The 23,479-nt window shown below is 64.8% G+C and carries 17 protein-coding genes (1 of these 17 cut by a window edge); 8 read left to right on the top strand and 9 right to left on the bottom strand.

The genetic code is table 11. The annotated features are described in order from the left end of the window. Positions 1-94: 94 nt before the first annotated feature. Positions 95-466, bottom strand: coding sequence for a 30S ribosomal protein S12 (gene rpsL, locus ACOQPC_RS05850; RefSeq protein ID WP_187335647.1), 372 nt, complete (start codon positions 464-466; stop codon positions 95-97). A 306-nt stretch (positions 467-772) separates the two neighbouring features. Here rpsL and ACOQPC_RS05845 point away from each other — a divergent pair, with 306 nt between their 5' ends. After that, positions 773-2,251 (top strand): hypothetical protein, encoded by a 1,479-nt coding sequence (locus tag ACOQPC_RS05845; RefSeq protein ID WP_420607704.1) that lies wholly within the window; start codon positions 773-775, stop codon positions 2,249-2,251. 194 nt (positions 2,252-2,445) lie between these two features. Here ACOQPC_RS05845 and ACOQPC_RS05840 read toward each other — a convergent pair whose 3' ends face one another. From ACOQPC_RS05840 to ACOQPC_RS05830, 3 genes are all read right to left on the bottom strand, one after another. Continuing rightward, entirely contained in the window at positions 2,446-5,595 is a 3,150-nt protein-coding gene (locus ACOQPC_RS05840) for a hypothetical protein (protein WP_420607703.1), read from the bottom strand. A 154-nt stretch (positions 5,596-5,749) separates the two neighbouring features. After that, the gene (locus tag ACOQPC_RS05835; RefSeq protein WP_420607702.1) at positions 5,750-6,277 is read right to left on the bottom strand and encodes an isoprenylcysteine carboxyl methyltransferase family protein; all 528 of its coding nucleotides are present in this window, start codon (positions 6,275-6,277) and stop codon (positions 5,750-5,752) included. Continuing rightward, on the bottom strand, positions 6,274-7,350 hold the full coding sequence (locus ACOQPC_RS05830; RefSeq protein ID WP_420607701.1) for a type III polyketide synthase: 1,077 nt from the start codon (positions 7,348-7,350) through the stop codon (positions 6,274-6,276). The genes ACOQPC_RS05835 and ACOQPC_RS05830 overlap by 4 nt, the downstream gene beginning before the upstream one ends. A gap of 294 nt (positions 7,351-7,644) precedes the next feature. Here ACOQPC_RS05830 and ACOQPC_RS05825 point away from each other — a divergent pair, with 294 nt between their 5' ends. Further along, complete coding sequence (locus ACOQPC_RS05825) at positions 7,645-9,282, top strand: alkaline phosphatase D family protein (RefSeq protein ID WP_420607700.1); 1,638 nt, start codon at positions 7,645-7,647, stop codon at positions 9,280-9,282. 366 nt (positions 9,283-9,648) lie between these two features. Here ACOQPC_RS05825 and ACOQPC_RS05820 read toward each other — a convergent pair whose 3' ends face one another. Next, entirely contained in the window at positions 9,649-11,013 is a 1,365-nt protein-coding gene (locus tag ACOQPC_RS05820) for a DEAD/DEAH box helicase (RefSeq protein ID WP_420607699.1), read from the bottom strand. 429 nt (positions 11,014-11,442) lie between these two features. On the opposite strand from ACOQPC_RS05820, the gene ACOQPC_RS05815 reads away from it, so the two are divergent. The 4 genes from ACOQPC_RS05815 to ligD all read left to right on the top strand — a co-directional run bounded on the left by ACOQPC_RS05815 (position 11,443) and on the right by ligD (position 17,069). After that, a complete protein-coding gene (locus ACOQPC_RS05815; RefSeq protein ID WP_420607698.1) occupies positions 11,443-11,754 on the top strand; it encodes a hypothetical protein in 312 nt (103 codons plus the stop codon). A gap of 81 nt (positions 11,755-11,835) precedes the next feature. Next, positions 11,836-13,347 carry a glutamate--tRNA ligase gene (gltX, locus tag ACOQPC_RS05810; protein ID WP_420607697.1) on the top strand — a complete coding sequence of 504 codons (1,512 nt, stop codon included), beginning with the start codon at positions 11,836-11,838 and terminating at the stop codon, positions 13,345-13,347. A 326-nt stretch (positions 13,348-13,673) separates the two neighbouring features. After that, on the top strand, positions 13,674-14,504 hold the full coding sequence (locus ACOQPC_RS05805; protein WP_420607696.1) for a Ku protein: 831 nt from the start codon (positions 13,674-13,676) through the stop codon (positions 14,502-14,504). A gap of 66 nt (positions 14,505-14,570) precedes the next feature. Next, complete coding sequence (gene ligD, locus ACOQPC_RS05800; RefSeq protein ID WP_420607695.1) at positions 14,571-17,069, top strand: DNA ligase D; 2,499 nt, start codon at positions 14,571-14,573, stop codon at positions 17,067-17,069. A gap of 27 nt (positions 17,070-17,096) precedes the next feature. Here the strand turns inward: ligD and ACOQPC_RS05795 are convergent, their stop codons facing one another. The 4 genes from ACOQPC_RS05795 to ACOQPC_RS05780 form a co-directional block, all read right to left on the bottom strand. Next, on the bottom strand, positions 17,097-17,444 hold the full coding sequence (locus tag ACOQPC_RS05795) for a response regulator (protein WP_420607694.1): 348 nt from the start codon (positions 17,442-17,444) through the stop codon (positions 17,097-17,099). Between the two features lie 262 nt (positions 17,445-17,706). Then, entirely contained in the window at positions 17,707-18,537 is an 831-nt protein-coding gene (locus ACOQPC_RS05790) for an oxygenase MpaB family protein (RefSeq protein ID WP_420607693.1), read from the bottom strand. 493 nt (positions 18,538-19,030) lie between these two features. Then, complete coding sequence (locus ACOQPC_RS05785; RefSeq protein WP_420607692.1) at positions 19,031-21,550, bottom strand: ABC transporter permease; 2,520 nt, start codon at positions 21,548-21,550, stop codon at positions 19,031-19,033. Next, positions 21,547-22,251 carry an ABC transporter ATP-binding protein gene (locus ACOQPC_RS05780; RefSeq protein ID WP_420607691.1) on the bottom strand — a complete coding sequence of 235 codons (705 nt, stop codon included), beginning with the start codon at positions 22,249-22,251 and terminating at the stop codon, positions 21,547-21,549. The genes ACOQPC_RS05785 and ACOQPC_RS05780 overlap by 4 nt, the downstream gene beginning before the upstream one ends. A gap of 16 nt (positions 22,252-22,267) precedes the next feature. Between ACOQPC_RS05780 and ACOQPC_RS05775 the strand changes: the two genes are divergently transcribed. Next, a complete protein-coding gene (locus ACOQPC_RS05775; RefSeq protein ID WP_420607690.1) occupies positions 22,268-22,975 on the top strand; it encodes an arylesterase in 708 nt (235 codons plus the stop codon). Between the two features lie 31 nt (positions 22,976-23,006). Beyond that, positions 23,007-23,479, top strand: partial view of a deoxyribonuclease V gene (nfi, locus tag ACOQPC_RS05770; protein ID WP_420607689.1) — the 5' portion only. 205 nt of this gene lie beyond the right edge of the window; the window shows 473 of its 678 coding nt (coding positions 1-473); the start codon lies at positions 23,007-23,009; its stop codon lies beyond the right edge, outside the window.

Raw genomic sequence — 23,479 nt, 5'->3', positions numbered from 1 at the left:
AGCGGAGATCCATCACCTTGGGGTTCGACCTTGATCGCAGACCCGATGATGGTTTCCCGCTTTCGCGGGAATGACGAAGGAAAACGAAAAAGCCTTACTTCGGACGCTTGGCGCCGTATTTCGAACGGCTCTGCTTGCGGTCCTTGACCCCTTGCGTATCGAGCACGCCGCGCAGGACGTGGTAGCGCACGCCCGGAAGGTCGCGCACGCGGCCGCCGCGGATCAGCACGACGCTGTGCTCCTGCAGGTTGTGGCCCTCGCCCGGGATGTAGGAGATGACTTCGCGCTGGTTGGTCAGGCGCACCTTGGCCACCTTGCGCAGAGCCGAGTTCGGCTTTTTCGGCGTCGTCGTGTAGACGCGCGTGCAGACGCCGCGCTTCTGCGGGTTCTGCTCCATCGCAGGGACCTTGGACTTGGCCTTCTGCGGAACGCGACCCTTGCGGATCAGCTGGTTGATAGTCGGCATAAATGCTTCACCTTGTACTTTTTCATCAGCCTGGCATTCGGGCGGAAACGCTGGGTTCAGCGTCGTCTTCCGAAGCCTGGCGGCGGTTACTTGAACGCATGGCAGCGTGTGGTGACGGCGGGGCCAGCCCGTTGATCCGCCCGCCCCATGCGCGCTTGTCGTCAGCCGATGTGGCTTGCTTCCATATGGGCACTGCCCTAGCAGGCAGCAGATGGAAGCGCGCCCCTTAACGGCATTGGCGCTTCCGGTCAACGCCTCTTCTGCGCGGGTCGGGGCATCCTGTGGGTGACATGCCGGGAAACGCAGATGCCGCCTCTCAGCTCGACGACGATCAGCGATACGCGCCGCTTCGGCAGCATGCTTCTCGCGCTGCATTCGCCTGCAGGCCAGCTGTTCTGGATGACCATCGCCGCTTTCGCACTCCGGCTATGGACCTTCGGCGCCACGGGCACGCAGGACGAGCAATTCTATCTCCAGGTCGGCGGCGCGATGTGGGATGGCGCGCTGCCCTTCGTCGATATCTGGGACCGCAAGCCGATCGGCCTGTTCCTGATCTATGCCGCCGCGCATCTGCTCGGCAGCTCCACGCTGGCGGCGCAGATCATGGCCAGCGCCTGCGCGGCGCTGACCGCCTTTCTGGCGATCCGGCTGGCGCGGCACGCCGGAGCGCGCCGCGCCGCACCGCTCGCGGGCATCGCCTATCTGCTCTACACCTGCGCGCTCGGCGGCGAGGGCGGACAATCGCCGCTGTTCTACAATCTTCCGGTCACCGCCGCCGCGCTCCTCGCCCTCAAGGCCATCGAAGATCCCGCCGCTCCGCCCCGGCGCCTCTTACTGCTCGGGCTGGGCGCGATGGTGCTGTGCGGACTGGCGATTCAGATCAAATACACCGCCATGTTCGAGGGCGTATTCCTGGGCCTCACGCTGATGCACGCGACGCGTCGCAACGGGCGCCCGCAGGGACAGACGCTGCGCTGGGGCGCGGCCTGGGCTTCGGCGGGGCTGGCACCGACCATGCTGGCGCTGGCCGTCTATGCCGCGCTCGGCCACGGCGAGGCCTTCGTCTACGCCAACTTCCTGTCGATCTTCGGGCGCAGCGAGCCGCTCGGCTGGGCGCTCGGCCGTCTCGCCGGTATCGGTGCGATCCTGTCGCCACTGATCCTGTGCGCGGTGATCGCCTGCCGCCGCCGATCGAACCATCCATCGCGCGATTTCCTGCGCAACTGGGCGATCGCCGCGGTCACGGGCTTTCTCGTCTTCGGTGGCTATTATGTTCATTACGCGTTGCCGCTCGTCGCGCCGCTCGCCATCGCCGCCGCGCCGGCGTTCGAGGGCCGCGGACGGACGGCGCTGGCCTCGCTCGCGCTGGCTCCCGCGGTGGTGGTGGCGATCGGCGGGATCGCGTCCGCCGACAACCGCTCGACCCGCGATCTCGATGCCATCGTGCAGCATACGGGCGTCGGCCCCGGTGCCTGTCTGTTCGTCTATGAAGGGCCGACGCGGCTCTACAATATCGACGACGCATGCCGGCCGACGGCGTTCGTCTTTCCCAGCCATCTCGACAATCGCAAGGAGATGAATGCGCTGCCGGTCGATCCGCTGGCCGAGACTCGGCGCATCCTCGCCGCCCGTCCGCAAGCGATCGTGATCGCCGCCAAGCCGCGACCGGGCGTGACGAACATGGCCACGCGCGATGCCGTGCTGCAATCGCTGCGACGCCATTACCGGCTGACGGGATCGGCGAGTTGGGACGGCAAGAGCTACCATGTGTATCGACTGAAATAATCTGATCGCAACGATTGCAAAATCGCTCTCATGTTCGTCATGCCAGCGAAAGTTGGCATCTCGGGCGTCTTGGCAATCCGGCCCGAGACCCCAGCTTTCGCTGGGGTGACGAACGATATTTCCTTGCTGTACTTAAAACACATTCAGGGCGGCGGCCCCTTGAAGACCGCCGCCCGCCTTTGGTTACGCTGCGGTCAGAGGCCGAAATGCACGCCCACCCGGCCGGTGGTGGTGCCCTTGGCGGTCGAGCTGGCGACGCCGCCGGAGACATACACCTTCTCCGCCACGCGGCCGGTCAGCGCCCCGGAAAAACCCTGCTCGCCCTGATAGGTCGAGAGGTTGAACGACACCGAGACGTTGCTGTCGGGCACGATCGTGGTGCCGCCCAGCGCGACCGAGGCGGCGATGCCGCCCTCCAGCTGGTTGAACCGCCGGTCGATCGCCAGCGACCGGCCTTCGAGCGCGCTCACGCGTCCGTCGAGCGCCGCGACACGCCCGTCGAGCGCCGACACGCGTCCGTCGATACCCTGCAGCATGCCCACATCGAGCGACGAAGTGCCCAGATTGCCCGCCAAATCGCTGGTCAGCAGACGCAGCGCGCCCTCCTGCGCGGCGTTGCTGTCCGCCGAGGTGACGCCGCGCAGCTGATAGGTCGCGTCCTCGCCGCCGATGGCGATCATATTGTCGCGCACCGCTTCGGCCCCCGGACCGATCGCGACCGCGCCGTTGCCGGTGGCGCTCGCCCCGTTGCCCAGCGCCACCGCGCCGTTGCCGACCGCGCTGTTGGCGTTGCCGATCGCCACCGCGCCGGTGCCGGTGGCGGTGTTGTCGGCCCCCAACGCCACCGCGCCGGTTCCGGTCGCCACGTTCGGATCGCCGATAGCCACCGCGCCGTTGCCCGAGGCGATGTTTCCGGCCCCGATCGAGACGGCCTGCCCGTCCGCCGCCTTGGCGCCGGCACCCATCGCCACCGATTGCGGACCCGAAGCGAGCGCCCCGAAGCCGATCGCCACCGATTGCACGCCGCTGGCGTCGGTCCCGGCGCCGAACGCCACCGCCTCCTCGCCCGTGGCCGAGGCCGAAGCGCCGGTGCTGTTCACCTCCGTATAGCGGCTGTCCTGTTCGAGCGCCGCCGTCGCCGCCAGCGCCTGGTTGCTGTTGGCGAGCGCGGTGCTCGATTGGGTCAGCGCGGTATCCGCCGTGCCCTGCGCGGCAGCGGCAGCGACGATCGCCTGGTCCGCCGTGCCCTGGGCGTTCGCGGCGTCGGCTATGGCGCGATCGGCGGTCCCTTGAGCAGAAGCCGCATCGCCGATGGCCCGATCGGCGGTCGACTGCGCATTATTGGCCGCGGAAAGCGCCGCCGCCGCATTGCCGGCCGCGCCGCCGGACGCGGCGAGCGCCCGGTCCGCGGTCGATTGCGCATTGGCCGCCGCCGTGGCCACCGTGTTCAACTGCCCCAGATTGACGGCGTCGGTCTCCTGCGTCCCCGCCGCGACATTCGTGACCTGCCGCTCTGCGCCGATGTCGCCAACGGAGACGGTGTTATCACGATCGGCGAAGGAGTTGGCGCCTAAAGCAATCGAATTCTCGGCATTGGCAATGGCGCCACCGCCCAAAGCTATGCTTTCGATGCCGGTGGCGGAAGCGGCCGACCCCAAGGCTATCGCAGCCGTGCCGCTGGCATAGGCGTCGTATCCTATTGCAATAGAACTATTTCCGGTAGCGCTAGAATAATTGCTGACCGCAACCGAGGCATATCCAGATGCAAGGGAGGATTCGCCAACGGCCGTGGCCAAGTCACCGGCCTGTGATCCAGAACCTATAGCCGATGAACCATATCCTACTGCCCGTGCATTATCACCCAGAGCTGTAGAAAGAATTTCTTCAGCCCGGGCATCTGTGCCGACTTGAGTCGTAAAAAGATTATCACCATCATGATCGTTGACGTCGAGTAGGGGAATATCGGCAATTGCGTTATAAAGCTGTTCGACGTTGACCGCATCGGTATTTTCGGTACCGGCCGCAACATTCGTGATCTGACGCTCCGCATTGATGTTACCTACAGAAACCGTGTTGCTACGATACGCAACGGAATAGCTTCCCAGGGCTATAGAACCTGCCGCTATTGCCTGACTATAAGAGCCGATTGCCGCAGCGTCTGAACCAGTAGCTTCCGCGAAATAACCGAGAGCGGTTGAGAACCGGCCTGTCGCTCCGGTGCTCGAACCCACAGCAGTAGAATAGGATTCTGTGGCTTGCGCATTTGCTCCGACGGCAACAGTGTCAAACGATATAGCGCCGCTATTGTCGCCGACGGCGGTAGAATTAATCCCTGCGGTCGCGCCTGTACCGATAGCGGTGCTATCAACGCCTACACTGTCATGATCGCCATCGCCCATTTCCAATAGAGCATTGTTCAACTGCTCGACGTTGACCGCGTCGCTATCCTCGGTACCCGGCGCTACATTGGTGATCTGACGCGCCATAAAGAAATCGCCCACCGAAACTGTATTGTCGCGAAAGGCAACGGAATTCGTGCCGAGCGCAACGGAATTTTTACCTGTTGCCGAGCTGGCAGTGCCAATTGCGGTACTGCCAATACCTATGGCTTCGGAAAGGTTGCCAATCGCTGAAGATCTTTTACCGCCTGCGAATGATAATGAGCCGACAGCAAGTGTATCTGTATTATTTGCTTCAGCGTCAGAGCCGATAGCCATCGAATAGAAACCGGTAGCTACCGTATTGCTGCCCAGAGCCAAGGCGAAATCGCCTTTGGCCATCGACTGGTCGCCAACAGCGCTGGCACTGGTACCTGTGGCCTGCGCATTCCGCCTAATGGCCAGGCTCCCTGTGTCGAAAGCGCTCGCACCGGAACCGAACGCCGTCGAGCCCTCCTGCCCACCATAGGCGTTTGCCCCTACAACCGTGCTGTCGGTTCCCACCGCATTGGCGAACGTGCCGATCGCGGTTGCGTATTGCCCGGTTGCATGGGACTCGAAACCCATGGCGGTTGCGCCATAGTCGGTCGCGGTCGAAAACACGCCCACCGATGTGCTGACTTCTCCCGAAGCCGTCGAAGCCGTACCGATAGCGGTGGAATTGATACCGCTTGCCGTAGAGAGCGCACCGATGGCCGTGGCGTCCGCTGCAGATGCGTCCGAGCCTTCGCCGCATTCGAGCGTCATCAACTCTTCGTCGCCAGTTGACGGAATACCGTCCGGTCCGTTGTCGACGTTACACTCGGCCGTATCATCAGCCCAAACCGGGCTCGCCAGCGCAATGGCGGACACACTGCTCGCCAGGATCAGCGAGCTGCGAAGTAGAAAAAAGCGGTTCTGTTTCACGGGCAATCATCCCCCATGGGCCCGTACGTACTCGAAATGTCAGGGCCCCCGTCCGCCCAACCTTTGGGCGGCTCCCGAATTCGCCTATTCCCCGGAAACGCCGATTCGGCAATCCCGAAAACGACGCGGCCGAAAATAACCGCCGTCCAGGGAGTTAGCCGGCCGAATTCCCGCGCATCGCCAGCACGCGGTTCTCCATGCGGATGCGCCAGAACAGCAGCATCGCGTTGAGGATCGAGAAGACGATCGCCACGCTAAGCTCGTGCAGGATCAGCGGGACCAGCGCAATCTCCAGCACCACCACCACATAATTGGGGTGCGCAAACAGCCGGTATGGCCCCTTGCGAATGCGGGGGAAGTCGGGCGAGCTGATCAGGCGGGTCGTCCACCAGCGGCCGAGCGTCAGCAACGCCCAGTAGCGCAGGCCCTGCACGGCGACGAACGGTAGCAGCAACGCCGGATCGGGCTGCGCGGGCGGCACGGCGAGCGCCACGATCGCTACCAGCCACGCCGTATGCAGTGCGATGAACAGCGGATAGCCCCGCCGCCCGAACTCTTCCCCGCCCTCTTTAATGAGCCGTTTGGTGTTGCGCTGCGCGACCGCCAGCTCGAAGATGCGCTGCGCGAAGACATAGGCGATCAGGACCAGCGCCCAGACCGGCCATTCGAGCAGCGGGGTCATGGCCGCACTACTCCGATCGCGCCGGTGAAGCCGGGGCCGAGCGCGGTGACGAGAAACGGTTTGGTCGGCTTGTCGTCCAGCAAACGCCGAAGCACGAACAATATGGTGGGCGAGGACATATTGCCATAATCCTGCAGCACGACGCGGGTGGCGGGCAGCGCCGCCGATACAGACTGTAAGCCGGGCATGAAATACTCCGCCAGCGCATCGACGACGCGGCCGCCGCCCGGGTGACAGGCCGGCTCGCCCAGATCGGTCAGCGCGAGACCTTGCTCTGCCAAAAACGCATCGCACATCGGCGCGAATTCCCGGGCCACGAAGGCGGGAATATCCTTCGCCAGCACCAGGTCGAAGCCGGTGTCGCCGATCTCCCAACCCATCATGTCGATCGTGTCCGGCCACACGCGCTGGACGAAATCGCCGAGCGCGGCGCCGGGCCCGTCGCCCGACAGCACCGCCGCGGCGCAGCCATCGGCGAACAGCGCGGCGGCGATCACGTCCTTTTTGTCCATGCGCTGATGGTCGTAAGCCAGGCTGCACAGTTCCATCGCCACGAACAACGTCCGCTTGCCCGGCGGCGTGAGGTCGGCCGCGATCGACAGACCGGTCACCCCGCCCGCGCAGCCATGGCCGAACAGCGGCACCGTGCGCGTGCCCGGCCAAAATCCCATCTCGGCGATCATCCGGCTCGGCAGGCTGGGCGTCATCGTGCCGGTGGTCGAGACGAACAGGATCGTGTCGATGTCAGCCGGGGCCAGCCCGGCCGCAGCGAGCGCCTCCTCCGCCGCGCGCTTGAACAGATCGCTACCGACCTCCTCGTAAACATGCGCCCGCTCGGGCCAGCTGCGCGGCCCCATATAGAAATCCACCGGCCGCGCGATGTGACGCTGCGCGATCCCGGTATTGAAGAGGATCGCCTCCATGCGCTCCGGCATCGGGCTGCCCCGCCCGGCTTCGAGGATCGCCATGACGTCGCTTTGTTTCAGGATCGTCTCGGGAACGGCCGTTCCGATCGCATGCAGATAGGCCAATAATTCTTGCTCCGCGGGCGGCGTCCGGGCGGACGTCCTCATGCCTTAACGGATCGATAGCGGCAAAAGCTGCCCTCCGTCTTCCGGTTTTTCGCTCATTTATCAGCAAAGTGCCGATTTTTCGGTCAGCTACGGCAAATACAACGCGGTACAGGCCAACGCCGTCATCAACCAGCCGTACAGCTTCGCCGAGCTCGGCGGATCGCCGTTCAGCGAGAACATGCTCGACTCCTGCTCCCGCAAGCGGAAGAGGAAAAGTTCAAACTGACCACCACCCGCTTTTTCACGAAGCTGTCACCGCCGGCGGCCATCATGTGACGAACGGAGAGCAACGCCATGACCCTGATTCTCGATCGCCGCCTCCTGCTTCAGGCCGGCACCTTCGGCATCGGCGCGCTGGCGCTGCCGGGCGCCGCGTTCGCCTTTCGGTCGGCGACCGGGTTCACCCATGGCGTCGCCTCGGGCGAGCCGGCGCAAGGATCGGTGCTGCTGTGGACGCGCTATGTGGGGAGCGGCGATACGCGGCTGACCGCCGAGGTGAGCGATCCGGCCACGGGCAAGGTCGTCGGCGGCGGCTCCGCGACGGCGAGCGGCGAGCGCGATTCGATCGCCAAGCTGGGGGTGGGTGGATTGCAGCCGGGCCGCTGGTATTATTACCGCTTCATCGCGCCGGACGGCAGCGCCTCGCCGCAGGGGCGCACCCGAACGCTTCCTGATGGCGAAACGCAAAAATTCCGGATGGGCGTGTTCAGCTGCTCCAATCTGCCGTTCGGCTGGTTCAACGCCTATGCCGCCGCCGCGGCGCGCGACGATTTCGATCTGGTCATGCACCTCGGCGATTATTTCTACGAATATCAGATCGGCGATTATCCCTCGCTGGAAGAAGCCCTGCCCGGCCGCGTCATCCGGCCGGACCACGAGATCCTGACGCTGACCGACTATCGCCTGCGTTACGCCAGCTATCGCGCCGATCCCGATCTGCAGCGGCTGCACCAGCTGTGGCCGATGATCGCGCAGTGGGACGATCACGAGATCGCCAATGACAGCTGGGAACATGGCGCGCAGAACCACCAGCCGAACGAGGGCGATTACGAGACGCGCAAGCGCATCGCCCGCCGGGTCTACCGCGAATGGATGCCGGTGAGCGATCTGCCGGAAACGCAGGACCAGTGGAAAAGCTATCGCGTCGGCGATCTGGCCACCATCCTGCTCACCGAAAGCCGTCTGCATGCCCGGGACCAGCAGCTCGATCTGGGCGCCGCGCTCAAGGGCCAGGGTGATATCGACGCCGCGCTCGCCGCCTTTCGCGATCAGACATGGCGCGATCCGGCACGCACGATGCTCGGCGCCGATCAGGAGCGCTGGTTCGCGGACGAACTCAAGCGATCGGTCGGCGCAGGCCAGAAATGGCAGGTCTGGGCGCAGCAGACGGTGATGGGCAATCTCAAACTGCCCCCGCAGGCGCTGCAGTGGATACCGGAGGGCGCACCCGATTACGCCAAGCAGCGCGCGGCGGTCGGCGCGATGGCGAGCAAGGCGGGCTTGCCGCTCAATTTCGACAGCTGGGACGGCTATCCCGCTGCGCGCGACCGGGCGCTGAAAGCCGCGCAGGCGGCGGACGCGGACCTGGTCGTGCTATCGGGCGACAGCCATAACGGCTGGGCGTTCGATCTGCTGGCGGACGGCAAGCCCGCGGGTGTCGAGTTCGCCGGACACAGCGTCACCTCACCCGGCTTCGAAAGCTTCTTCAGCGGCGTCGGCCCCGACAAGGTTGCCGCCGCGCTGCGCGAGATCAACCCGACATTGAAATGGGTCGATCTCGGCAATCGAGGCTATATGACGGTGGAATTGACGCCCGAGCGCGCGACCTCGACCTGGCAATTCGTCGGCGATATCCGGCAGCGCTCCGCTACGCTTGCGTCCGAACATAGCGAAGCGGTTCTTCGCGGCGACCGGGTGCTGTCCAAGGGATGAGCAGCGGTAGGGAAGCGTCGAACATCGGATCCACCTTCAGCGCTACCCGATGTAAAAAACAACGTCATCCCGGACTTGATCCGGGATCCAGGGCCCAGCGGCGATGCCATCTCGCTCTGGATTCCGGGTCAAGCCCGGAATGACAACCGATTGGAATGATATCAAACGACCGCGACCCAAAAAGCCGCTGTCCTACATGCCCCTTAAAGGCATATAGTCACGGCGGCTCTTTGTCATCGTCGGATCATCCCGTCAGCGGTCTTGCGACCCGCTCCAACAAAGTCGCGGGCCGGAGGGCCGAGAAGGGCGGGACGTATCGCGCCTTTTGCGAACTTCCGCTCGCAATAAGCCTGGCCTCGTTACGAATCAGCCCTGCGGGCGACCGCCTCCGCCGCCCCGGTTGGCGCTGCGACGGTTGCCGCCCCCGCCGCCGGACGATTGCCCGCGATGGGGCTTGCCGAAGCGTTTGCCGCCGTCCTTGCGTTCGCCGCGGGGCTGGCCTGCGCCGCCGCCGGGCTTACCGGCCGCGCGCGGCTTGAAGCGTTGCTGGCGCTGGCCGCCCATCTGCGGCGGCGGAAGCTCCTCGATCTCGGGCCGGTCGAAGCCCTTGGGCAGCGGCTCGATGTCGAGCTTCATCTTGATCGTGCGCTCGATATCGCGCAGCCACTGGCGCTCATCGGGGCCGACCAGCGCGATCGCGGTGCCGCTGGCGTCCGCGCGCGCCGTACGCCCGATGCGGTGGACATATTGCTCGGGCACGTTGGGCAGTTCGTAGTTGAACACATGGGATACGCCCGAAACGTCGATGCCGCGCGCGGCGATATCGGTCGCCACCAGCACGGAAACGCCGCCGCGGCGGAAGGCGTTGAGCGCCTTTTCGCGCTGCGGCTGGCTCTTGTTGCCATGGATCGCGACGGCATCGATGCCGGCGTGATCGAGGCTCTTCACCAGCCGGTCGGCGCCGTGCTTGGTGCGGGTGAACACGAGGACCCGGTCCGGATCCTCGCTACGCAGCAGGCTGGCGAGAATCTTCGGCTTGTCCTCGGAGCGCACGAACATGCCGCGCTGCTCGACCTTTTCGGCGGTGGTCGCCGTCGGGGAGACCGCGACGCGGGCCGGATCGCGCAGGAATTGCTGGCTGAGCTCGGCGATCGCCTTTGGCATGGTCGCCGAGAAGAACAGGCTCTGGCGCTTGTACGGGATCAGCTTCACGATGCGCTTCAGCGGCTGCATGAAGCCCAGGTCCAGCATCTGGTCGGCCTCGTCGAGCACCAGGATCTCGACCATCGAGAGGTCGAGCGATTTCTGGTCGTACAGATCGAGCAGGCGGCCAGGCGTGGCGACCAGCACGTCGACGCCTTTGGCCAGCGCGCGCTTCTGTCGGTTGATCGGCACGCCGCCAAAGGCAGTGGTGACATAAAGCCCCGTGCCGCGGCCATAGGCGATCATGCTGTCGGCGATCTGCTTGGCCAGTTCGCGCGTCGGCGCCAGCACCAGCATGCGGCACTGATTACGCCCGGTGCCGAGCTTCTTCTCAGCCAGACGGTGAAGCGAGGGCAGCGAAAAGGCCGCGGTCTTGCCGGTGCCGGTCTGCGCGATACCGAGAATGTCGCGGCCCTCGAGCGCCAGCGGAATCGCCTGGGCCTGGATCGGCGTGGGATCTTCATAGCCCTCGCTCTTGAGGGCGTTCTGAAGGGTCGCGCTAAGCGCGAAATCGGAAAATTTGGTCATTCATAAGGTCTTTCAATTCAAATCCTCCCCGGAACGGGAAGGGGGACCGCTCGGCGAAGCCGAGTGGTGGAGGGGCCGAAGCGCTCCGTCCCCTCCGTCACGTCGCCTTGCGGCGCCGCGCCACCTCCCCGTTCCGGGGAGGATTGCAAAGGGGATCGCGCCGCGCGTGCGGCCGGATCGCTGAAGTAGCGACCCGCGTGATCAGGCTGCCGTGAAAAGGATCGCGATGAAGTGGCACGGCCGATGCCGGGTCATTCCGGCTCACACGCTGCGCGCGCCCAAGATGGACAAATCCATCCTCGCTGACGGCCAGATGGATGCTGCAGCGCAAAATGTCAAGCGAATAGCAGCGTTGCACTAGGCGATCGCAACGATGGTGCAGCGCACAAAAGACTTGCAACCAATCCGGAGCGTCGTCATTCTTCTTCCATGGAACCCAACAAGATCCTCTTCGAAGCCATCGCCCGCCAGAAATGCGTCGTGGCGACCTATAACCGGCAGCAGGTCAAGCTGGCGCCGCATGTGCTGTGGATGCGTCACGACGATCTGTTCGTCGATGCCGTGGCACTGGAGCGCGACGGCAAGCCGCCCAAGGAATATAAGTTCGGCACCTACAAGCTGGACGGTCTCAAGGAGCTCACCGCTCACGACCAGTCCTTCTTGCCCGCCACCAGCTATAATCCGGCCGATCCCAAATATGGCAACGGCAAGCTGTTCGCGCTGGAGCCGCTGCGCGCCTGACCGTACGCATGCTTGGCGCTGCGCGGCTGCGCTGATAGGAGCGCGGAACATTCGCCGCACCCGCACTGAAAGCCCCAAAGCATGACCACCGTCCGCACCCGTGTCGCGCCCTCACCGACCGGCGATCCGCATGTCGGCACCGCCTATATCGCGTTGATGAACTGGCTCTACGCCAGGAAGCATGGCGGCCAATTCGTCCTACGCGTCGAGGACACCGACCAGGCGCGCTCGACCCCGCGCTCCGAGCGGATGATCCTGGAAGCGCTGCGCTGGCTCGGCCTCGCCTGGGACGAGGGGCCGGACGTCGGCGGCCCGCACGGACCCTATCGCCAGTCGGAACGCACTGCGCTCTACCGCGAGCATGCCGAACAGCTGGAAGCCGACGGCCACGCCTTCAAATGCTATTGCACCGCCGAGCGGCTCGATACGATGCGCAAGGCCCAGATGAAGGCCGGCGAGCCGCCGCGCTACGACGGCCGCTGCCTCACCGAGGCGGGCCGCGCCGAGGCCAAGGCGGAAAGCCCCGACGGCGCGTTCGTGCTGCGGATGAAGGTGCCGAGCGAGGGCGTCTGCACCTTTACCGACGAACTGCGCGACGATCCGATCAGCATCGAATGGCCGCGCGTCGACATGCAGATCCTGATGAAATCGGACGGTTTTCCGACCTATCACATGGCCAATGTGGTCGACGATCACGCGATGGGCATCACCCATGTGATCCGCGGCGAGGAGTGGATCAGCTCGGTGCCCAAGCACGAACTGCTCTACCGCTATTTCGGCTGGGAGCCGCCGAAGTGGGCGCATCTGCCGCTGCTGCGCAACGCCGACAAGTCCAAGCTGTCCAAACGCAAGAACCCGACCAGCATCCTGTTTTTCCAGCGCGCCGGCTATCTGCCAGAGGCGCTGATCAATTTCTTGGGGCTGGCGGCCAAATCCGCCTCCGAAGGTGACGAAATGACCAGCCTGGCCGAACTGCGCGAGGATTTCGCGCTCACCAACATCTCGCTCGGCGGGCCGGTGTTCGATATCGGCAAGCTCGATTGGCTGAACGCGCGTTATCTGCGCGAAACGATGGACACCCCGGCTTTTCTGGGCCGCGTCCGCGAATGGGCGCTGAACGACGACTATCTCCTGCCCATCGCCGAAATGGCGCAAAGCCGGATCGAGAAGCTCGGCGATCTCGGCGGGCTCACCACGATGTTCTTCCGCAGTCGGCTCGATCTCGACGAGGCGACGCTGCGCGATGTGAAGATCGCGGCGGAGGAGCAGCGTCAGGCCTATCAACTGGCGTTGTGGCAATTCGATCGTTTGGCCGAATGGGACAAGCCGTCGGTCGAGACCGCGCTGCGCGACACCGCAGCGAAGCTGGGCCTCAAATTCAAGTTCATGGTCCGCGCCTTTTTCATCGCGATCACCGGCAGCCCGACCTCGGTCCCGCTGTTCGAAGCGACGGTGCATCTGGGCCGCGACATCGTGCGCGAACGGCTGCGCCATGCGCTGGAAATTCTCGGCACGCCGTCCAAGCAGGAACTGAAGGCGTGGGAGGAGTTGCTCGCGCGTCCGGCGGACGGCGAACCGCCGCGGCCGGACTGAACCTTTGCAATTGTAATATAGGGTTTGATCTGGTTTCGTCTTGCCCCAGCTGCGCTACCGACACCGATTTCGTCATTGCGAGAAGCCGCAGGCGACGAAGCAATCCATGGCGGATAGCGCTGTTGCCGTCCTGGATTGCCGCGTTGCGGACTTCGTCCTCCGCTCGCAATGACGGCATCGCATGCGCACGATATGAATAGCGCCGGAAGACGCGCTGCGCGCAGACTTTGTAACTTTGCGCAACAATGTTTCGCGGCCGGCGCGGTATCATTCAGGAACGCAATTCCGCCCCCGCGCATTTCCTCTAGCCAAGAGGAGAACAGGGCATGGCCGCACGCGCTTACTGGACCGGGCAGATCAGGCTGGCGCTCGTCTCAATCCCGGTCGAAATCTACAGCGCGACCCACAGCGGCGCCAAGATCAGCTTCCGCCAGATTCACGAGCCCAGCGGCAAGCGGGTGAAATACGAAAAGACCGTCCCCGGCATCGGCCCGATCGACACTGATGAAATCCTCAAAGGCTATGAATATGAAAAGGGCAGCTATGTGCTGCTCGACCAGACGGAGATCGACGCGGTCAAGCTGGAGAGCAAGCGCACGTTGAACCTCACGCAATTTGTCGATTATCACGAGATCAGCGTGCTCTATTATGACAAGCCCTATTATGTCGTGCCCAAGGACGAACTGGCCGAGGAGGCGTTCATCGTATTGCGCGAGGCGCTGCGCAAGGCGGGCAAGGTGGCGATCGGCCAGCTGGCGCTGAGGGGCCGCGAATATATCGTCAGCCTGAAGCCTTGCGGACGCGGCATGGTGCTGGAGACGCTGCGCTATGCCGACGAGGTCAACCAGGCGAGCGGCTTCTTCCGCGACATTCCGGACGATCAGCCGGATGCCGAGCTCCTCGAACTGGCCGAGACGCTGATCGACAAGAAGACCGCTCCGTTCGATGCGTCCGAGTTTGAAGACCGCTATGCCGAAGCGCTGCACGGCCTGATCGAGAAGAAACGCAAGGCCAAAGGCGGGAAACGCATTCTGGAGGATGTCGACGATGAGGCGGGCGCCGGTGCAAAGGGCGGCAACGTCATCGATCTGATGGCGGCGCTGAAGGAATCGGTGGGGGCCAGCGGCGGCAAGGCCAAGCGTAAGAAGGCGGGATAGAAATGGTTTGTGTTTACGTTCGTCTGTTCGTCACCGAAAAAAGGCAGTGTAATAGGTAGTTGACGGATGGCAAAAAAGAAAGACCCCCTCGCCTCCTACAACGCCAAGCGCGACTTCGCCAGGACGAAGGAACCTGCCGGCGAGATTGCGAAGGACCGGGGCAACCGCTTCATCGTCCAGAAGCATGATGCGACGCGGCTGCATTACGACTTCCGGCTGGAGGTGGACGGCGTGCTGAAGAGCTGGGCGGTGACCAAGGGTCCCTCGCCCGATCCCGCCGATAAGCGCCTGGCCGTGCGCACCGAGGACCATCCGCTGTCCTACGCCGAGTTCGAGGGCAGCATCCCCAAGGGCGAATATGGCGGCGGCACCGTGATGCTGTGGGACCGCGGCACGTGGAAGCCGATCGCGGGCAAGAGCGTAGAGGACCTCGACAAAGGCCATCTGCATTTCACGCTGCAGGGCGAGCGGATGAAGGGCGAGTGGCTGCTCGTGCGCATGAAGGGGCGCCCCAAGGAAAAGCGCGAGAACTGGCTGCTGCGCAAGATCGACGACGGCTATGCGGGCGCAAGCGACGAACTGGTTGCCCGTGAGCTGACCAGCATTGCGACCGGGCGCTCGATGGCCGCCATCGCGCGCGACGAGACGGGCGAGCAATCGCTCCAAGGCAAACGCGGCAAAGCCTTCGATCAGGCCATGGCGGACACAAGGAGCCATCTGCGCGCAAAAGTAGGCAAACCGCCGCGTCGGCGAAAGGCGGTGCTGCCTCAATTCCGCAAACCCCAGCTCGCAACGCTGGTCGAAAGCGTGCCGACCGGCAACCAGTGGATGCACGAAATCAAGTTCGACGGCTATCGCTGCCAGATCGCGGTCGCGGGCGACAAGGTGCGCGTTTACACCCGGTCGGGCAAGGACTGGACCGACAAGTTTCAGAACCTCGCCGATGCCATAGCCGCGCTGGATTTGCCTGCCTGCCTTATCGACGGCGAAGTGGTGGCGCTGAACAAGGCGGGCGATCCCGATTTCTCTGCCCTGCAAAAGGCGCTGAAAAATGGCGAAGGCGGCGCCCTGATCTATTTCGCCTTCGACCTGATCGAAGAGAATGGCGAGGATTGGACGCCGCGCAGCAATATCGAACGAAAGGAGCGGCTCGACGAATTGCTCGACGGCGCCGAGGATCCGATTCGCGTGGCCGATCACCTCATCGGCGCGGGCGAAAAGCTGTTCGCGGCGATGTGCGATGCCGGGCAGGAAGGGATCATCTCGAAGAAAGCCGATGCGGCTTATCGCGGCGCGCGAACCTCGAACTGGCTCAAGATCAAATGCACGCGGCGGCAGGAATTTGTGATCGTCGGCTGGTCGGAAAGCCATGTGAAAGTGCGCCCGTTCGCCTCGCTTCTGCTCGCGCAGCATGACGATGGCGGGCTTCGCTACAAGGGCAAGGTAGGCACCGGTTTCGATAAAGAATTATTGGGCGACATCGCCGCTAAACTCGCGCGCATCGAGCACAAGACGCCTCCGCTCGATGTGCCCAAGGCCGCAGCGCGGGGCGTGCACTGGGTCACGCCGCGGTGGGTCGCGGAGATCGCCTTTGCCGAGTTTACCGCCGACGACCGGGTGCGCCATGCCAGTTTCCTCGGGCTTCGCTTGGACAAGAATGCGGACGAGGTCGAGCCCGAGATACCATCGCACGCCCCGCAAACATTCCCCAGCACGATCATCATCAGCAGCCGCGACCGGGTGATCTTTCCCGACGCCGAGGCAACCAAGGGCGATCTGGCCGATTATTATGCCGAGATCGCACCGCTGATGCTGCCTTTCACCGCGCACCGACCGGTCAGCCTGGTGCGCTGTCCGCAAGGCCGGGCGAAGAAATGCTTTTTCCAGAAGCACGACAGCGGCAGCTTTGGCGATGCCGTGCACCATGTACCGATCGCCGAGAAGGACGGCGGCCATGAGGATTATCTCTATATCGACCATGCCGACGGCCTGCTGTCATGCGTGCAGATGGGATCGATCGAGTTTCACATCTGGGCCGCGCATGTCCGCGATGTCGAGGCGCCGGACCGGATGGTGTTCGACCTGGACCCCGACGAGGGACTAAACTTCGACCACGTCGTCAAGGCCGCCGAGGACATCCGCAACACACTGGCGGATATCGGCCTGGTCAGCTTCGCCATGCTCTCCGGCGGCAAGGGCGTGCATGTAATCGTGCCGCTCGACGCCGGGCACAGCTGGGAAGCGCACAAGGATTTCGCGCGGCGCTTTTCGGAAGCGCTGGCGCAGTCCGAACCCGATCGTTTCGTCGCGACGATGAGTAAGGCCAAGCGCACGGGCAAGATATTCATCGACTGGCTACGCAACCAGCGCGGCGCAACCGCGATCGCACCCTATTCGGCGCGTAGCCGCGCTGGCGCGCCGGTGGCGGTGCCCGTGCTCTGGGATGAACTGACCGACTTCGAAAGCGCCGCCGCCTTTACGATTGCGGACGCCGACACCCTGATCGAGCGGACGCGCACGATCGGGAAATGGGGCATCGCGCGGCAGACGCTCCCCGATCTGTAAGGGCCCCGATCTGTAAACCGAACACGCTCAGTTCAGAGCGGCTTGGGCCGGCAGATGGGCGAGCAGCATCTCGGCCGTTACCGGCTTGCCGATCACGACGCTGTCCTTGGCCCATGGGCCGATCTGATCGCGGGTGTAGCCGGTCAGGATCATATAGGGGATGCCGCGACGCTTCAGGTCATCGGCAATCGGCTCGGCGCTCTTGCCGCCAAGATTGGCATCGAGAATCGCGAAATCCGCCGGATGCCTTTCCAACGCCTCGAGCGCGGTCGACAGATGCTGCGCGTTGGCCACCACCTGATGGCCGGCATCGAGCAAGGTCATCTCGATATCCGCTGCAATCAAGGGTTCGTCATCGACAATCAGTATGCGCATGTCCCCTCAGCCGTCCTCTTCAATCGGCGGGTCCGAATAGCGATAGTCTATTTCGATCGAATCCGAAACGGCAATTTTCGATTTCGGGCAATCGAGCGTCCAACCGCGTTCGCGATCAGCTTAATCCCATTCGGATTGGCCCTTGAGCGCCGTCGAGGTCTAGTGCGCGTCGATAATCGGGTTCTGCGTGGCCGACGATATGTTGCGGGGCGTCGGTAAATCCTTCCAGATTGAATTGCGCCATTTCTGTCACGCGCTGGGTTCATGGCCCGGCGAGCGCCCAGCGCAGCGTGTGGGTGAGGCCCAGAGCACCGGTGCGCAGCAGTGGGCGTGCCAGCGATGGGACCGAAAGCCCGTGCATCCGCCGCGCCCAGTCCGGCAGCAGATCGATCCCGGCCTGGACGCTGAGCGACTGCATCGGCGCCATGCTCGCGCGCTCGGGGCGATAGTGCAGCAGTGCCCGCGCCGCCGCCTTGGTCCGCTCGTCGCAAACCAGCTCGGCGCGGTAGCCGTTCATATATTCCATCGCCGCGCGCCGATCCGTGGGCAGGCGGGCCGCGCCCAGGCGCTCGTTGATGACCGCGATCTCGGCAAAATAGGCGTCCTGCCGGGCGCGGCTCATCATGGGCTCGCGGTAGCGGATGTACGCATCGAGGAAACTCACCGCTTCGGTGATGTGGACCCAGCCGAGCAGGTGCGGATCGTTGGCGTCATAGGGCGTGCCGTCGGGCAATGCGCCGCTGACGCGGTCGTGAATCGACCGCACCTTGTCGATCGCCGCCCCGGCCTGCGCGTGATTGCCATAAGTCGTGGTGGCGATAAAGCGCGCGGTGCGCCGCAGCCGCCCCTGCATGTCGCGGCGAAAATCGCTGTGGTCCCACACGCCTGCCAGCGCCAGCGGATGCAGCATCTGCAGAAACAGCGCCGCGATGCCGCCGATCATCATCGTCGTGACATCGCCATGCACATCGCGGATCACCGCGCCCGGCGGAAACAAGCCTTCGCCTTCATAGACCGATACGCCCTGCCCCTCCTCGCGGAACAGGCTGCGCACCTCTTCGGCGATGGCGCCGCGAATCGAAGGCAGCTTCACGCCCCGCCCCGAAATGCCGTCAAGGGGGCGACATCTGGAAGTTCACTGTGGTCACACCCCCCTACCGCCGAAATTCTGCCGATCCGAGGCAGGGCTGCGACGAACGACATAAAGTTTGCAGCTTGGAACGGGCGGCTCGATTGGGTCATGTCGTGATCATAGCCGAAGCGGCCGATGTAGGACAGCGGTGGATGTTCCCGGCAGGTCACAGCTAGGATTTCCGGAAACGACCCATTTGCGGACGTTCCCTATACCGTCACCCCGGACTAGATCCGGGGTCCAGCTTTTTTCTCGCCCGGGCTCCCGGTCACACCGAACCGTTCCGGATTGCCCGCGATGCAAGTCCGCTCGCCGCGACATGAGCGACCCGCTTACAAAAGAGGGAAGGATAGCTGGACCCCGGGTCAAGCCCGGGGTGACGAAATTTATGCACAAACCGCAGCCACCCAATTTCGAAAATTCCAACCGAAACACCGCCATGCTTCCGCGCTCGCTAAAGCTGCCGCAACGCACGCGCCGGTCGCACCGACATGAGCGGGATCGACCCGGCCAGCCCGATGCCCAGCGTCAGCAGCGCCCCCCCGCCGAGTACGCCGAGCACCGTCCCCCAATCGGGCCTCCAGCTGAATTCGAACAGCTGCACGATCACCGTCCACGCGCCGATCCCGCCCAACAGCAGCGCCACCGCCGCCAGCGCAAAGGCGAGCATGGCATATTCGAGCCCCTGCGCGGCGAGCACCTGCGCGCGCGTCGCGCCCAGCGTCTTGAGGATCACGCTGTCATAGGCGCGCGCCTGCCGCGACGCCGCAATCGCGCCGATCAGCACCGCGATGCCCGCCAGGATCGCGACCGAGGCGGCGGCGAGGATCGCGTTCGCCATCTGGCGCATCAGCGCGGTGATCTGCCCGACCACCTCGCCGACCGGGATAATCGAGACCGACGGAAACGCGTCCACGAGCGCGCGCTGCAATCCGGCGGTGCGATCGGCGGCGATCGTGGCGGCGACGTTGTGCGGCGCGGATTTCAGCGTGTCCGGCGTGACCACCATCACATAGTTGAACCCCATCGTGTCCCAGTTCACTTTTCGCGTGGAGGCAAGCTTGAAGGTAATTTCGCGGCCGAGGATCGAGACCGTGACGGGATCGCCGATCGTGAGGCCCAGCAGCTTGGCCGCTTCCTCGTCGAGCGACACCAGCGGCGGGCCTTCATAGTCTCGCGCCCACCACCGACCGCCGGTCAACTCGCTGCCTTCCGGCAAAACATCGGAATAGGTAACGCCGCGCTCGCCGCGCAAGAACCACGCCCCCTCGGGCAGCTCTTCCAGATCGGCCACGCGCACATTCTTGTACGCCACGATGGTCCCTCGCAGCGTCGGCACGATGTTCAGATCGGCGTTCGGCGCATAGCGATCTACGATGTTCTCGAACCGCGCCGCCTGATCCACCGGCACGTCGAGCACGAAATAATCGGGCGCGCGCTCGGGCACCACTGCGGCGATCTCGTTGTCGAGACTCGTCTGGATCGCCGCCAGCGTGACGAACAGGGTGAGCGCGAGGCCGAGCGCCACCACCAGTGCCGGGGTCTGCGATCCGGGCCGGTGGAGATTGGTCAGCGCCAGTCGCAGCAACGGATTTTTCGGACGCGGCGCACGCGCCGATGCCTGGGCGATGGCCCAGCCGAGGCCGAGCAGGATGAGCAGCACCGCCATGCTCGCGCCGAGCACCGCGGCGGCGAACAGCGGATCGCGCGCGGTGCCGACGGCCAAGGCGGCGATGGCGATCACGGCGAGCGCTACCGGCCAGCGCACAGCCTTCCATCCACCCTGCCCGCGCTCGACCACGCCACGAAAAAGGCTTGCGGCGGGCTGGGTGCGGGCGCGCGCCAGCGGCGGCAGCGTGAAGACGACCGCAGTCAGCGCGCCGAACGCTGCGGCCTTGGCCAGCGGCAGGACGAACAGGCCCAGCTCGGGCCGCACCGGCAGCAGGTCTCCTATCAGCGTCGCGAGCAGCGGCACCAGAGCCGCGCCCACGATCAGTCCGAGCAGGATCGCCGCGCCCGCCACCGTACCGACTTGCAGCCCGTAGATCCGCGCGATATCGCGCGCGCCGGCGCCGAGCACCTTGAGCGTGGCGATGCAGGGGCGCTTGGCCGCCAGATAGGAAGCGACGCCATTGCCAACGCCGATCCCGGCGATGATCAGCGCGGTGAGGCCGATCAGTTCGAGAAACTGCCCCATGCGCTCGAAAAAGCGAAAGGCGCCGGGCGAGGCGCGGTCGCGCGTGCGCAGCTCCAGGCCGGCGGACGGGAAACGTTTTTCCAGACGCTCGACCAATGCGTCGGGCGCGGCGGCGCCGTCGGTGCGCAGCCGGTATTTCGTTTCGTACATGCTGCCCGGCTGGATCAGGTTCGCGCGTTCCAGCCCCTGAAGCGAGGCGATCGCCACCGGCCCGAGGGTAAATCCCTCGCCCACCCGGTCGGGCTCGTCGGCGATGATGCCGCGCACGGTGTAATCGGATTCGCCGTAGCGCAGCTTCGATCCGGGCTTCAATGCGAGCCGCTCGGCCAGCCCCTCGTCGATCAGCAGTTCGTCGGGCGCGAGCTGCGGCATTGCGCCGCCGCCAACCGTCGTCAGATGGCCGTAGAGCGGATAGCGGCCGTCCACGCCCTTCAACTCGGTGAGCACCGACTCGCCCCCCTCGGGCACGCGGGCCATGGCGCGCAGGCGCACGGTCTCGCTGACCGTTCCCGCCTTAGCAAAAGCCTGGCGCTCGGCCGTATCGGCACGCCGCTGGCTCATCGACACCTCGACATCGCCGCCGAGCAATTCCCTGCCCTGGTCGCTCAGCGCACCGGTGATCGAGGCGGTCAGGCTGCCGATTGCCGCCAACGTGGCGACGCCCAGGAACAGGCACAGGAACAGGAGGCGCAGCCCCCGCAGGCTGGCGCCGAGATCGCGGCGCGCGAGCCGCCAGGCGGTGCCCCAGTCCGCGCCGCTATGATGGTCCGGCGTCATGCGCGCCCGTACGAAACCATATTGTCCGCGACGATCCGGCCGTCCTGCATTTCCAGCACACGGTCGCAGCGTTCGGCCAGGCTCTCGTCATGGGTGATGATGACGAGGGTGGCGCCCGCGCTGTCCCGCCGTTCGAACAACAGGTCGACGATGCCCGCGCCGGTGGCGCGGTCGAGATTGCCGGTCGGCTCGTCGGCGAAGACGATCGACGGGCGCGGCGCGACGGCGCGGGCGATGGCCACGCGCTGCTGCTCGCCGCCCGAAAGCTGCGAGGGATAATGGTGCAGCCGGTGGCCGAGCCCGACCGCCTCCAGCTCGGTGCGCGCTTTGCCGAACGCATCGTCCTTGCCCGCCAGTTCGAGCGGCACCGCGACATTCTCCTGCGCGGTCATCGTCGGCAGCAGATGAAAGCTCTGCAGCACGATGCCGAGCCGCTCGCGCCGGACCAGCGCCAGCGCATCCTCGTCCAGCAGCGTGAAATCGGCGCCCGCCACCTGCACCTCGCCGCCGCTCGCCTGCTCCAGGCCGGAAAGGATCGCCATCAGCGAGCTCTTGCCCGAGCCCGAGGGGCCGAGCAGCGCGACGCTCTGCCCTTGCGCGATATCGAGATCGATCCCGTGCAGGATGTCGACGCGCGCGTCGCCCTCGCCCAGCGACAGCGTGACATTGCGGGCACGCACGACGATAGGGGTTTGCTTCATTGGGGAGAATCGATCCTTGGCTTCCAGAACCTGTCTATATGTAGGCGCGACGCTGCTTTTCCAGACACTGGCCGCTTGTTCTCCCTCGGGTGACAGCGCTGCCGCGCCCAGCAGTCCACGCGACGGAGCCACGTCCGTTCCGGCCGTGGCCGCCACGGCGGCGGACGAGAAGCTGATCGTGGCGTTCGGCGACAGCCTCTATGCCGGATATAAACTCGGACCGAACGAAGGCTTCGCGCCGCAGCTCGAGGCGGCACTGGACGAGGATGACGTGCCCTCGCGGGTGATCAACGCCGGTGTGTCCGGCGATACCAGCGCGGCGGGGCGCCAGCGGCTGGCGTTCACGCTCGACGGACTGGAGCGAAGGCCCGATCTCGTGCTGGTGGGCCTGGGCGGCAACGACATGCTGCGCGGGATCGATCCGGCGCAGACACGCGCGAATATCGATGCGATCCTGGCCGAATTGAAGCGGCGCGACATCCCGGCGATGCTCACCGGTATGCTCGCCGCGCCCAATCTCGGCCCGGACTACCGCGAAGGCTTCGAAGTCATCTATCCCGATCTCGCCAGGAAATATGACGTGCCGCTCTATCCGTTCATTCTCGACGGTGTGCTGGGCCGCTCGAACATGATGCTGGGCGATGGTCTCCATCCCAGTGCCGAGGGCGTGCGGGCGATCGCGGACAGGATCGCTCCCGAAATCGGAGCGGCGCTTGTCCGTTGAGCCGGCCGCAATACGGGAGAGGATGACAGCCATGACCGACAGCGATACCCCCGTCTCGACCTCGGAGGCGATCGCCATCCAGAACGCGATGCGCGCCAAGGTCCTGCTTGCCGACGACCATCCGCCGGTCAAGCGCATCGCCGGCATCGACGTGGGCTACGATCCCGAACGCAATCTCGCCCGGGCCGCGTTGGTGACGATGGATATAGACACGCTGACTCCGATCGCCAGCGTGGTGGAATATGACAGCGTGCGCTTTCCCTATGTGCCGGGGTTGCTGTCGTTTCGCGAAGCTCCGGTCTTGATGAAGGCGCTGGCGCGTCTGGGAACGCAGCGGCCGGATATGCTGTTCGTCGACGGCCAGGGCGTCGCCCATCCCCGCCGCCTCGGCATCGCCGCCCATATCGGCGTGCTGTCGGGTCTGCCGACGATCGGTATCGCCAAGAAAAAGCTTTGCGGCCGTTACGAAGAGCCGGCCATCGAACAGGGAAGCCGGACGATGCT

Source organism: Novosphingopyxis sp. (assembly GCF_965218915.1).
GTDB lineage: Bacteria > Pseudomonadota > Alphaproteobacteria > Sphingomonadales > Sphingomonadaceae > Novosphingopyxis.
This window is presented reverse-complemented; position numbering and strand designations above follow the sequence as displayed.

What these genes read in the sequence shown, in the direction of transcription:
- rpsL (WP_187335647.1), bottom strand. Translation starts at nt 466, where the DNA reads ATGCCGACTATCAACCAGCTGATCCGCAAGGGTCGCGTTCCGCAGAAG.
- ACOQPC_RS05845 (WP_420607704.1), top strand. Translation starts at nt 773, where the DNA reads ATGCCGCCTCTCAGCTCGACGACGATCAGCGATACGCGCCGCTTCGGC.
- ACOQPC_RS05835 (WP_420607702.1), bottom strand. Translation starts at nt 6,277, where the DNA reads ATGACCCCGCTGCTCGAATGGCCGGTCTGGGCGCTGGTCCTGATCGCC.
- ACOQPC_RS05830 (WP_420607701.1), bottom strand. Translation starts at nt 7,350, where the DNA reads ATGAGGACGTCCGCCCGGACGCCGCCCGCGGAGCAAGAATTATTGGCC.
- ACOQPC_RS05825 (WP_420607700.1), top strand. Translation starts at nt 7,645, where the DNA reads ATGACCCTGATTCTCGATCGCCGCCTCCTGCTTCAGGCCGGCACCTTC.
- ACOQPC_RS05820 (WP_420607699.1), bottom strand. Translation starts at nt 11,013, where the DNA reads ATGACCAAATTTTCCGATTTCGCGCTTAGCGCGACCCTTCAGAACGCC.
- ACOQPC_RS05815 (WP_420607698.1), top strand. Translation starts at nt 11,443, where the DNA reads ATGGAACCCAACAAGATCCTCTTCGAAGCCATCGCCCGCCAGAAATGC.
- gltX (WP_420607697.1), top strand. Translation starts at nt 11,836, where the DNA reads ATGACCACCGTCCGCACCCGTGTCGCGCCCTCACCGACCGGCGATCCG.
- ACOQPC_RS05805 (WP_420607696.1), top strand. Translation starts at nt 13,674, where the DNA reads ATGGCCGCACGCGCTTACTGGACCGGGCAGATCAGGCTGGCGCTCGTC.
- ligD (WP_420607695.1), top strand. Translation starts at nt 14,571, where the DNA reads ATGGCAAAAAAGAAAGACCCCCTCGCCTCCTACAACGCCAAGCGCGAC.
- ACOQPC_RS05795 (WP_420607694.1), bottom strand. Translation starts at nt 17,444, where the DNA reads ATGCGCATACTGATTGTCGATGACGAACCCTTGATTGCAGCGGATATC.
- ACOQPC_RS05785 (WP_420607692.1), bottom strand. Translation starts at nt 21,550, where the DNA reads ATGACGCCGGACCATCATAGCGGCGCGGACTGGGGCACCGCCTGGCGG.
- ACOQPC_RS05780 (WP_420607691.1), bottom strand. Translation starts at nt 22,251, where the DNA reads ATGAAGCAAACCCCTATCGTCGTGCGTGCCCGCAATGTCACGCTGTCG.